The organism is Clostridium sp. (genome assembly GCF_050717635.1).
GTDB lineage: Bacteria > Bacillota > Clostridia > Clostridiales > Clostridiaceae > Clostridium_AD.
Map to the genome: position 1 here is coordinate 222,731 of NZ_JBOITO010000002.1, position 12,267 is coordinate 234,997.

At 33.0% G+C, this 12,267-nt stretch carries 10 protein-coding genes and 1 pseudogene; 9 read left to right on the plus strand and 2 right to left on the minus strand.

Going from position 1 to position 12,267, the window contains the following annotated elements; genetic code table 11:
• Positions 1-537: a hypothetical protein gene (locus ACREWB_RS01355; RefSeq protein WP_431545682.1), complete on the minus strand. Its 537-nt coding sequence runs from the start codon at positions 535-537 to the stop codon at positions 1-3.
• A gap of 1,308 nt (positions 538-1,845) precedes the next feature.
• On the opposite strand from ACREWB_RS01355, the gene ACREWB_RS01360 reads away from it, so the two are divergent.
• A complete protein-coding gene (locus ACREWB_RS01360) occupies positions 1,846-2,106 on the plus strand; it encodes a transposase (RefSeq protein ID WP_431545683.1) in 261 nt (86 codons plus the stop codon).
• A gap of 15 nt (positions 2,107-2,121) precedes the next feature.
• A pseudogene (locus ACREWB_RS01365) lies at positions 2,122-2,331 on the plus strand (hypothetical protein); the annotation flags it as partial.
• 148 nt (positions 2,332-2,479) lie between these two features.
• On the opposite strand, the gene ACREWB_RS01370 reads toward ACREWB_RS01365, so the two are convergent.
• Positions 2,480-3,253: a DeoR/GlpR family DNA-binding transcription regulator gene (locus ACREWB_RS01370; protein WP_431545684.1), complete on the minus strand. Its 774-nt coding sequence runs from the start codon at positions 3,251-3,253 to the stop codon at positions 2,480-2,482.
• Between the two features lie 289 nt (positions 3,254-3,542).
• Here ACREWB_RS01370 and ACREWB_RS01375 point away from each other — a divergent pair, with 289 nt between their 5' ends.
• From ACREWB_RS01375 to ACREWB_RS01405, 7 genes are all read left to right on the plus strand, one after another.
• Positions 3,543-4,133 (plus strand): class II aldolase/adducin family protein, encoded by a 591-nt coding sequence (locus ACREWB_RS01375; RefSeq protein ID WP_431545685.1) that lies wholly within the window; start codon positions 3,543-3,545, stop codon positions 4,131-4,133.
• A gap of 231 nt (positions 4,134-4,364) precedes the next feature.
• Positions 4,365-5,675 carry an amidohydrolase family protein gene (locus tag ACREWB_RS01380; RefSeq protein ID WP_431545686.1) on the plus strand — a complete coding sequence of 437 codons (1,311 nt, stop codon included), beginning with the start codon at positions 4,365-4,367 and terminating at the stop codon, positions 5,673-5,675.
• An 89-nt stretch (positions 5,676-5,764) separates the two neighbouring features.
• Positions 5,765-6,508: a nucleoside phosphorylase gene (locus tag ACREWB_RS01385; protein ID WP_431545687.1), complete on the plus strand. Its 744-nt coding sequence runs from the start codon at positions 5,765-5,767 to the stop codon at positions 6,506-6,508.
• A 141-nt stretch (positions 6,509-6,649) separates the two neighbouring features.
• The gene (locus ACREWB_RS01390) at positions 6,650-7,987 is read left to right on the plus strand and encodes an APC family permease (RefSeq protein ID WP_431545688.1); all 1,338 of its coding nucleotides are present in this window, start codon (positions 6,650-6,652) and stop codon (positions 7,985-7,987) included.
• 186 nt (positions 7,988-8,173) lie between these two features.
• On the plus strand, positions 8,174-9,388 hold the full coding sequence (gene mtnK, locus ACREWB_RS01395) for an S-methyl-5-thioribose kinase (protein ID WP_431545689.1): 1,215 nt from the start codon (positions 8,174-8,176) through the stop codon (positions 9,386-9,388).
• 51 nt (positions 9,389-9,439) lie between these two features.
• Positions 9,440-10,492 (plus strand): S-methyl-5-thioribose-1-phosphate isomerase, encoded by a 1,053-nt coding sequence (locus ACREWB_RS01400; protein WP_431545690.1) that lies wholly within the window; start codon positions 9,440-9,442, stop codon positions 10,490-10,492.
• Between the two features lie 85 nt (positions 10,493-10,577).
• Positions 10,578-11,750, plus strand: coding sequence for an iron-containing alcohol dehydrogenase (locus tag ACREWB_RS01405; protein ID WP_431545691.1), 1,173 nt, complete (start codon positions 10,578-10,580; stop codon positions 11,748-11,750).
• Positions 11,751-12,267: the final 517 nt, after the last annotated feature.

Sequence of the window (12,267 nt, forward strand, 5' to 3'; positions counted from 1 at the left end):
TTAGCTGGTTGGCGGCTTTATTTCTAATTCATCCCAGAGATCAATATATATGGGATACTTTTGGTCTAAACTATTCTTTAATATATCAAAGTCATTTTCAGCCCACACGTTGTATGCAGTGCTATTTTTGATATATCGCATTGCAAATGGAGCTAGAGCGTTGTCTATACTAAATTGTTCGCATTTTTCCATACGACTATCCCTAAACTCAAACCTAATTCTTTCCTGAGTACAAAGCATTTCCACCATCTGTCTACCTATCTTATTATTATAATCTAGCCAACAGTCATAGATTAATTCGTCATCATCATTAATCATAAACATATTAAGAAAACCTAGGGCTTCGTCAGTTTCTATTATACTATTTCTTATAGCTATAGTTGACATATGTCCCGCCTTTTTTATATGATATATGTCTTCTTTAATTACAAATTTCACCTCTGGATTTAGGTTATAAGGTAGTGTAATAATCATGGGTATCATAGTTCCACTAGGCTTAAACGCAAAAGTTTGCATTAATATTGTTTTCTTTGTCAAAAAAAGATACCCCCTAAAAAATTTTAAATAGTAAATACTTTAGTATTAATATAAAAACTATGGTATATAATCTTTACCATCCCCCCTTGACCTGCTAAGGTCGCACTTATATTTATATTTAAGACTAAGAATAATAAGAATAGTCTTTTTGTTCAATTTTATAAATGCAAATTCTCTATTTTTAATCATATTTTAGGTTTAATAGAGTTACTTGCTTTATAAGTCATCAAAAATAGGAAATACTATTTTGTGGCTGTTTTTCGCATGTGAATTGTTGCCGTCAAAAGGGTCAATTAGAGAAGAACCATGAGTTTATAAGATATGTTTTACCAAAAGATTGTATGTGCAAGTGCTAATGTAAATATACCAAAATCCAAGCAATGATATTCCCATAATTATTTCTGGAATTTCAATTGAAATATAGAGAAGTAAATCTATTATCCCTTTTCCTTTGAACTTATGCCTTTTTAGCCCACAGTTCAACAACTTGGTTAGGACTCGTTGCTCCAAACTGGTCTAAAGCTTCTTTAAACAACATTATTTGAGCCTATTATATTTGTTGCCACTTTGTTGTTGCGTATTTAATCATAATCATTACAACGAACCATGAAGTGTTAATCCTTTGGAAATAGAGATATGCATACAAAATGAGCCACTTCATGGCTAATAGTTCATGATGTGGCTTTAAAAAACCCCTCCTATAATTTCTATAGTCCTACCTAAACAAAAACAGGTCATCAACCTACAACTGAAACAAAGAATGTTCCAATCTGTCCTAAGCAACTTCAAGTGGGGTGATAGCAAAAGTAATCGCCGTTTGAGATATTAGTGAGAACCCATATAGAAAAAACATTAAAGATAATAATGGAACTCAAACAGATTCTGTAAGATTTTATCTTAAATAAAGTAAGTTTTATTATGAGTAAAGGGAATTAATACTGTGTAGTTTGGTAATATATAATTTGTTTTAATAATATAATTATTAATAATTATATTATTAAAAGGGGGATCGATCATGAAAACTTTAATAAAGCATCCTGTAGCATGGACTCTATTTATAATTGGTGTACTAGGTTTTTTCACATGGACTTTCTTTCAGTAATGAGGTTGCTGGAAATATAGTTACATTTGCAGATGAAAAGTTAGAACAAGCAATAAGATACAGTATTGAAAGACCTACTGGTGATATTTTAAAGAGTGTTTTGATTATGTAACATCACTGGAACCACATAAGGAAGTTAATAATGCAGTATTAATAGGTTTAAATAGGAAAAGAGAGGGAATGCACAGTGGTTACTTATTATCGCTATGTATAGCACTGAAGATTCTATTTATTTTAATGATAGATTTATATATAATCCACAAGACAATACTTATATATGCCCAGAAGGGCAAATATTAGTGTGTATAACTAAGAAAAAAGATGTAAAAGAAAGAAAATATGCTAATCGTCAGGCTTGTGATAACTGTACATGCAAAGAAAAATGTACAACATCTAAAGTAGGAAGAATATTAACAAGGAAAACATATGAAGAAATTGTTGATGTTGCTAATAAAAGGACCAAATAAAACAAGGCTAAATATAGTCAAAGGCAAGAAATTATTGAGCATGTATTTGGAACATTAAAAATAGGTATGAATTTCGATTATTTATTTTTAAGGGGATTCAAAAAGGTAATTGGTGGAGTCAGTATAGCCGTCTTTAGCTACAATTTGAAGAGAGTCATAAATATCCTAGGAGTTGAAAATTTCCTAGGATATTTAGCCAATCCTATTGTTATGAAAGCAGCCTAATATAGGTGCTTTTTTGCTTTATATGAAGAAAAATAGTTGTAATAAAAATTCGCTTGGTACAAGTGGTTGCAAAAGGTCTAAAAGGACGACCTCATTACGGAAATTGGTAATGCTGTGAACAATTTCTGTTTGCTACTCGTATAATGGATTAGCAATAATCAATAGAGATTTTTAAGTCTTGCAATGTTTGCTCCCATTTTTTAGAGAGTCTTTTATTAGTAATAACGATATCTAAGTTTTCTAATCCAGTAATTATAATATCGGATTTATCAGAAAACTTGGTATTATCTGCAACCAAAAAACATTGGCGTGATTGATTAATATAGGTTTTTCTTATCTGAGCCTCGTCTAGATTATTATCAACTAACCCATGTTTCAAATCAACTGCAGAGCAACTAATAAAACATTTATCGGCAAGATATCTAGAGAGTGCTTGGGTGGTTTGGTATCCAATGTAAGAACTAGATCTCTGGCGTAGGGTGCCACCAAGACATATGAGTTTTACCTTATTTGTTGAAATAGTGTTAAAAAGATTGCAGATACGAAGAGAATTAGTAATAATCGTTAACTTCGTATTGGAAAATAACAATTGCTTGGCAAGTGTTAAACAGGTGGTGCTACAATCTAACATAATAATATCGTCTTCTTGAACGTAATTTTTTATAATATAAGAAGACATACGTTCTTTTTCTGCAGAAAAAAAAGTTTCTCTTAATTGAATAGGTACGCTTTTATCGTATTCCTCAGGTAAAAATGCTCCACCATGAATGCGAGTTAATTTCTTGTCTTGTTCCATCTCTTTTATGTCTCGTCGAATTGTTTCTTCGCTACAATCTAGTTTTTGACTCATATCAGATATTAGAATACTGCCACGAGCATGTAGTTCATCATCTATTGCCTTTTGTCTATTAATTTTTAACATAGATTTAATTCCTCTCTATAAATGTATTGAAGTTCAAATAAAATATACCACATAAAGCTACAAATATCAACAAGTGATGAATAACAAGATGCCAGCTTTAAAATGCTAACGTTGCATCAAAGAAATGCTGTACATCTCTATAACCTAAAGTCAATATACAGTCTAGTACTTTTCGTAAGAATATCAAAAAACAATAAAAAACCACAAAAATACTCACAAAAATGTTGACTTTTGAGTTAATATGTTGTATATTGAGTATATTATAATAAATCTATTAGGAGGTTTGACTATGAAAAAAACAGAAATTATATTGAACACTGCCAAATGGTTATATGAAGAAAGGTTGGTAGCAGGAACAAGTGGAAATATAAGTATGAGGAAGATTGATGGTGACAATGAAAGTTTTTTAATTACACCAAGCAGTTTTTCTTATAGCTTAATGGCAGAGGAGGATATAGTAGAAATTGATGTAAACGGTAAAACTAAAAAACCAGGCCAAAAGCCATCATCAGAATGGAGAATGCATTTGGAGATATATATAAAATATCCTAATATTAATGCCATTGTCCATACACATTCACCTTTTGCTACAGGTTTTGCAGTAAACAGACAAGACATTCCTTTAATTCTAATTGAAATGAAACCTTTCTTAGGCGGAGACATTAAGGTAGTACCATTTAAACCTGCAGGTTCTCTTGAATTAGGACAGGCCATAATTCCTTACTTAGAAAAGTCTAATTCATGTCTTTTGGCAAATCATGGTACTATTAGTTGTGGTAAGAATATGGAAGACGCATCTATTGCAAGTGCCTATGTAGAAGATGCTGCAAAAATTTACTATTATGCAAAAACCTCAGGTAACCCAGTAATACTTGAGTAATACTTAATATTTATAAAGCAGATTTCTAGAGCGTAAACATTTTTTATAAAGAAAAAATCTAAAGATGCTTTCATGGTAGAAGCAAAAAAAATACAAGAGAGCAGTAGCAGAGATTGGAGGAATTCTTCCTACAATTAGGACTTAAGGATAGAGTTTCAGATGCGGGAGTTGCTGTTGATTGATTAGAAGAAATGGCTAGATGAAAGGATATTGATAAAAACGATGAAAACAATGAAAACGATTAAAACGTTAATAAAAAATGTAAAGATACTTACAGTAGATACTGAGATGTCAGTAATTGAAAATGGATTTATAGGTATTGACGGTAGTGATATTGTATTTATTGAAAGAGAAGAAAATATAACAGTAGACAAATTTGATGCAGATAAAGTGATTAATGCAATGGGCAAGATGGCTATACCAGGATTTGTAAATACGCACGTTCATTCGCCTATGACAATTCTTCGTTGCTATGGGGATGATCTTCCTTTAAATAAGTGGTTATTTGAAAAGATGATTCCTGCTGAAGAAAAATTTTCGCATGAAGATATTTATTGGGGAGGAATGTTAGGCGTATTAGAACAGATTAAGAGCGGAGTTACTTGCTTTGCTGAGATGTATGAGCCAAGCAATGTAATGATGGATGTTGTGGTAGAAAATAATATTCGTGCTAATGTTGCGGGACCTCATATTTTAATTACTCCTGAAAAGGAATATCAGGAGTATGTTTCTCATATCAAGAAGTGGAATAATTCTCATGATGGATTGATTAAGGAATATGCTATTATTCATGCAATTTACACTTATTCAGAAGAAAAAATAAAAGCTAGGGTTGCTGCTGCAAAAGAAGCTAAAACAGGGATTCAAATTCATATTTCAGAAGCACCTTACGAACAGGAACAAATATTTGAAAAATATGGAACAACACCCATGGCAAAATTACAGGAGTGGGGTGTATTCGATGTACCTACCATTGCAGCTCATTGCGTACACCTTACAGATGGTGATTTTGAAATATTGAAAAATCGAAATGTTAGTGTAGCGCATTGTCCATCTAGTAATTTGAAATTAGCCAGTGGTATTGCTGATGTGCCTAGGATGATAAAAAAAGGTATTAATGTTACTTTAGGAACTGACGGTGCGTCAAGTAACAGCAACTTGAATTTTGTAGAAGAAATGCATTTAGCATCATTAATTCACAAAGGGAATTCAATGGATCCTTTGGCTGTTAATGCAAAGGAAGTCATTAGAATGGCTACAGTTAATGGAGCTAAGGCAACAGGGTTTGGAGACGTAACAGGGTGCTTAGAAGTTGGTAAAAAGGCCGACATAAATTTAATCGATATGGACAAGGCACACTTAACACCATTAAACAATCCAATGTCAGCAATGGTGTATAGTATGCAAGGAAGTGATGTAGATACGGTTATAGTTAATGGAAAAATTCTAATGGAGAACAAAGATTTAAAATTCGTAGATGAAGAGAAAATAAAATATCAAGTACGTTTAATTGCTAAGAAATTATCACTAAATATAAAGTGATATTAATATAATTGAATAATGTTTTCTACAAAATGTATCAGTAAAAATAAAGAAAAACAAAGTAATAGAATGAGAATGGAGGATGAATAATGTCAAAAGAAGTTATTTTACCAGGAATCAGATTAAAACCAGGGGATATCACACCAAGAGTATTAGTGTGTGGGGATCCATTTCGTGCAGAGCAAATTGCAAATATGCTGGATAACATGAAATGTCTAGCTAAAGCAAGAGAGTATTGGACTTATTATGGTGAGTATAAGGGAGAGCCAATCACTGTTTCATCTCATGGAGTTGGAGCTAGTGGTGCTATGTTATCATTTATCGGACTTATAAAAGGTGGTGCCAAAGTAATTGTTCGTATTGGTACTTGTGGTGGTTTAAAACAGGAAGTTAAGGCTGGAACTTTAGTAATTGCTACAGCGGCAGCTAAAGAAGATGGAGTATCTAATATCTATGTACCGGATTCCTTTCCTGCTATTGCTGATTTAGATGTTATAAATGCATTAGTTCAAAGTGTGAAGGATAACCAGATGGAGGCGTTTAAAGGAATTATTGTGACGCAAGGTGCATTTTATTCTGGTGTTATGCCTACCAATACAGTGGAGCAGATGAGGTCAGGAGCAATTGCCTTGGAGATGGAAGTATCCGCTTTGTACACTGCAGCAAGTTTATTTGGTGCAAAGGCTGGAGCAATTCTTTCTGTTGACGGAAATGCTTTGGCAGTTTTGGATTCAGCTGAAAGCAATGATCCAGATCCAGAATTGCTTAAACGTACTGTAGATAAGGGAATTACAATAGCTCTAGACGCATTAATAGCAGTTGCCCTTAACTAATAAGGAGAAAATCTGAAGACTTAATTCAGGAGATGAAAAACAGCTAATTATTAACTGATAAATAATGGGATTTATTTAGGCTTTTTTAAATAAAGTTATAGTTGAGATAGATATGTTAAATATTAAATAGGGGGTTAAAAAGTGGAAAAAAATTCGCAAGTTAATGTAGTAAAAAAGAAAAGCATTAGTTTTATGGACCTTATGGGTGTTTCTATTGGACAGATTATTGGTTCAGGAATCATGATCTTAACAGGTGTTGGAATTGGATTAACTGGTAAAGGAGTTGCGTGGTCATTTTTATTAGCAGCTATTTTGGTTATAATTCCAACTATCTCTTTGGCTGCTCTTGGATCTGCAATTCCAGCATCAGGAGGTATGTATACATACGTTCGTGATTTAATTGGAAGAAAAACTGCTTTTTTCTACGTTTCTCTTTTAGTTGCAGGCCAATTAGTATTGGCAAATTATGCTATTGGATTTACGGAGTACGCAAAGGAATTTATTCCAGGATTGAATACAACTATTGTTGCATCCATTGTAATGACATTAATTTTCTTTGCCAATTTGCGTGGTATTGAAACGGCAGTATTTATTCAAAATATAATGGTTTTGGTGTTGATGGCTGCTTTAGGTCTGTTTATAGCTTTTGGGTTACCACAAGTGCAAGATTTCGGTTCATTTTTCCAAGTTGAAAATATTATGCCATCTGGGGTTATGGGATTTATAGCAGCTTCTTTCTTAGTACGTTTTGCTTTGATTGGTGCGGAGTATTTATCAGAACTAGGCGGAGAAACGGAGAACCCAGGGAAATCAATTCCACGTGCGATGATTTTTTCTACTATAATAGTTTCAATTGTTTATTTCTTGATGGCAATCGTAGCATCAGGTGTATTGCCAATAAAAGACGTTGCTTATAAAACCTTGGGTACTGTTGCAAAACAAATTTTTCCAACACCGGTTTATATTTTCTTTATTGTGGGCGGTGCGATATTTGCTTTACTTTCTTCTTTGAATGCTGTATTTGCATGGGGTACAAAGGGTATTAAGGCGGCTATTGAAGATGGGTGGTTTCCAAAATGGTTGGCAGTTGAGAATAAAAAGTACGGAACACCACATTTGCTCTTAGGTATCTTCTATGTAGTGGGTATGTTACCAATACTGACAGGGGGAACCATAGAATATATAGCAATCATTGGTAATAACATCGGATTAATTTTCGCAATATTTCCTGTACTTGCTACTATGTTTTTGCCTAAAAAAAATCCAGAAGCTTATGAAAAAGCATATTTTAAATTACCTGTTTGGGCTATGTACGGGTTACCAATTCTTAGTTCAGGAATTTATATCTTTGGATTCTATTCTAGTATTGAATTTATTGGTTCCTTAGGACTAAAAGTAATTTTTGGATATTGTGCAATAGTAATGGCTTATGCCTTTATTCGTGAACCTAAGGTGAAAAAAATAGAAGCTATAAAATAATCATAGTAGGAGCGAGATAAATGAAGAGATAAGATACTGATTTAGCATTTTTGTTACAATATGAAAACGTTGCCTGGTATTGCATGCTTATGCTTGTATTCGGAACTTTCTTCATATTAATTGGATGGCCTAAATTTATATCTAAAGAAAAAAATAAAAGTGAAAGGTTAGAAGGAGGATTTTAAAATGAACCGATATTCCGAACATTTTTTAATGAATGCGGAGGAAATAAAAATTTATGCTAAAGAAGTAACGCACTATTTTAGTGATGAGGAAGAATTAGAAGCTACAGAAATAGGAGATGGAAATATCAACTACGTATTTAAGGTTTGGAATCCTAAAACCGGTAAATCCTTAATTATAAAACAAGCAGACAAGTTTTTAAGATCCTCTGGAAGGCCCTTAGATATTAATCGTAATAGAATTGAAGCTGAAATTCTAAAAATAGAAGGAACTTTGGCTCAATCTTTTGTACCTCAAATTTACCATTATGACGGAACTATGTGTGCTCTTTCTATGGAGGATATATCAGAATATAAGAATCTAAGAACGGAGCTCTTGAGTGGGAAATGTTTTCCTCATTTAGCTGATAATATATCTACTTTTTTGGCAGACACCCTACTTCCAACTACGGATTTAGTAATTGATAGTGCAGATAAAAAGGAAAGAGTTAGTAGGTGTATAAATAAGGACCTTTGTGATATTACTGAAGACTTAGTATTCACAGAACCTTATTATAACTATAAAAATAGAACTAGAAACAAAAATATAATTCTAAAGGAAAACGAGATCTTCGTTGAAAATAACTTGTATAATAATGAAAGGTTAAAATCTGAAGTTGGTATTTTAAGAGAAGGATTTATGAATCATGCACAAGCACTCATTCATGGAGACCTTCATTCAGGTTCTATTTTTGCCAATGAAAAAGGAATTAAGGTAATTGACCCAGAGTTTGCTTTTTATGGACCGATGGGATATGACGTTGGCAATGTAATAGGTAATTTATTCTTTGCATGGGGCAATAAATACTATACTGAATGCAACAATTTAGAGTTTTTATGCTGGATTGAAGAGAGTATAAAAGATACATTTAATATTTTCAAGAAAAAGTTTTCAGAAAAGTATGATGTTTTAGTTAACTTTAATTTATATAATTCATATTTTAAAGAGCATTACGTAAAAGAAGTATTAGCAGATTCTCTTGGTTATGCTGGTACTGAAATAATTAGACGGGTTGTAGGAGATTCTAAAGTGTTAGAGGTAACTAGCATAAAAAAATTAGAGCAAAGAATTCCTTTCGAGAGAGCTTTAATTAAAATAGGTATTAGTTTAATAATGAACAGATATAGGTTTATTACAGGAAGTGATATAACCGAGGAATTTAAATTAATAGTGTCATAACACTCAAGGCAGCTTTACTGTTGCTTTGAAAGATAAAAGGGGCGATATAAAATGGAAAGAATGGATCAAGACTTGGCTTTTATGTTGCAGTATGAAAATGTAGCTTGGTATGAAAATGGAAGGGTAAGTATTCTAGATAGAAGAATTTATCCAAGAGAAATTAAATTTGTTGTTTGTAATACCTATAAAGAGGTAGCAAAGGCAATTAAGGATATGGTAACTCAGAGTGCAGGTCCATATACTGCGGCAGGTATGGGCATGGCGCTTGCAGCCTTTGAGGTAAGAGGAAAAAATGAGGTAGTGCAGTTAGAATTTCTTGAAAAGGCAGCCTATGATATTTCTCATGCCAGACCTACTACGGCAAATCGCATGAGCATTATAACAAAAGGCTGTTTAGCGGCTGCTAAAGAAGCTTTATCAGAAGGTAAAGATGCCTCACAGGCTATTTTTAATGCAACCATAGATTCTTTAAATAGACGTTATTCTACTATGGATAAGGTAGGGGAATATCTTGCTGATATGTTCCCTAAGAATGGATGTATTATGACACAGTGTTTTGGAGAAACAATTATAGGAACGATGCTAAGAGCAGCGAGGAAACGAAATAATGAAATAAAAATTTACTGTGCAGAGACGAGACCTTATTTACAGGGAGCTAGATTAACTGCAAGCTGTTGTAGTCAGATGGGTTTTGATACAACGGTCATAACTGATAATATGGTTGCATATACCATGCAGAATAAAAATATAGATCTATTTACTTCTGCTGCAGATACCATAGTTAAAGAGGGTTATATTGCAAATAAAATTGGGACCTTCCAGATTGCTATTTTAGCAAAACACTTTGGAATACCATATTTTGTAACAGGAATACCAGACGTAGATAAAGAAAAAGGCTCTGATATTATTATAGAAGAAAGAGATTATAGGGAAGTTTTATCCTATGGCGGTATGAAAAATACATTAGAAGGGGTTAAAGGTATTTATCCATCATTTGATATTACACCACCTCACTTAATTAGTGGTATTGTAACAGACAAAGGTATTTTTTCTAGTTATGATTTAAAAAGGTACTTTGAAACGAAGAGTCAGAAGTTTTATTAGGATAGATAAAACAGAAGTTTTGGTTAGATAGTATAAGTAAATAAAGTTTAAATTATCACTTTTTTTAGGGAGGAATATTAATATTATGGAAAATTTTAAATTTTATGCTCCCACATACTTTTCATTCGGAAAAGGAAGCGAAAATGATGTGGGTGAACTGGTAAAGCGTTTCGGTGGAACAAAGGTTTTACTTCATTATGGAGGCGGTTCCATTAAACATAACGGTGTATATGAAGCTGTTGCAACATCTTTAAAGGAAGCAGATATTTCGTATATTGAATTGGGTGGTGTTCATCCAAATCCAAGAAGTGGACTAGTTTATGAAGGAATCGATTTGTGCCGGAAAGAACACGTTGATTTTATACTTGCAGTAGGTGGTGGAAGTACAATTGATTCTGCCAAGGCAATTGCAGCAGGAGTTCCATATGAGGGAGATTTTTGGGACTATTATTCAACTGGTAAAACGGTGGATGAAGCACTTCCTGTTGCTACAGTTCTTACAATTGCAGCTTCAGGAAGCGAAGGCTCACCTGACTCTGTTATAACTAATGAGAATGGACTACTAAAATGGGCTACTACAGGAGAAGCCTTACGTCCAAAATTTTCTATCCTTAATCCTCAGTATACCTGCTCACTGCCAGCTTATCAGACAGCTTGTGGCATTACCGATATCATGCTTCATGTATGTGAAAGATATTTTTCAAATACTCAAGATGTTGAAATTACAGATCGTTTTTGTGAAGCTGTGTTAAAGACAATGATTGAAGAAGCACCTAAGGTTATGAATAATTTAAAGAATTATCAAGCACGTGCTAATATTATGTGGGCAGGTATGGTTGCTCACAATAACATCTGTGGTGTTGGTCGAGAACAGGATTGGAGCAGTCATAAGATTGAACATGAACTTTCATCCATGTATGATTGTGCACATGGTGCAGGTTTAGCTGTTGTAGCTCCAGCTTGGATGAAATATGTAATGAGACATGATATTAACCGTTTTGCACAGTTTGCTACACGGGTTTTTGGATGTGATATGAATTTTTCAAATACTGAAGTGACAGCACTTGAGGGTATTGAACGTTTTAAAATGTTTTTAAAATCTATAGGAATGCCTTTAACTTTTGCTGAACTGGGTGCCAAAGAGGAAGATATTTCAGCACTTGTAAAACATCTTGGTGTAACAGATGAAAGTAAAATTGGTGGATTCATGAAACTAAATGAAAAAGACGTCGAAGCAATTTTTAGATTAGCTTTGTAATATTAATTTCCTAGACCTAAAACTTTATTGATAGTTAATGCATTATGCAAGAATAGCAAATATAAACTTCTAATTTATGTTAAAAAATCTCGGAAAAGATAAATATATTAGCATACATTTCACAAAAATTAAAACCCCCTTTCTTCTTGTGAATTAGAAGCGAGGGGGTTTTAATCTAGATTTTATTTTTACTTTATAATATATAAAAAGGAAGTTCTCCCTATAAAATGGGAACAAGGCGAAAGTATGAAATACTTTATGGCTGGAAGGCAGCAGGTAATGAGAAAATAACAAAGGATATTAAAAGAATCTAATACCAGGCGTAATAACATAGCACAATAAGGAAAATTCTTACATAGGGTGATATAGGTGTACAATTTTTAGAGATAATCCATACAATTTAGCGTTAATCAAATTGCAGCTACAACGTAGAATAATCGCTAAATTATACATCTTTCCTACACTAAATTTTATTATTTTCAAAGTAGTAGAAATAATAACCTTCCATGTTCTATTG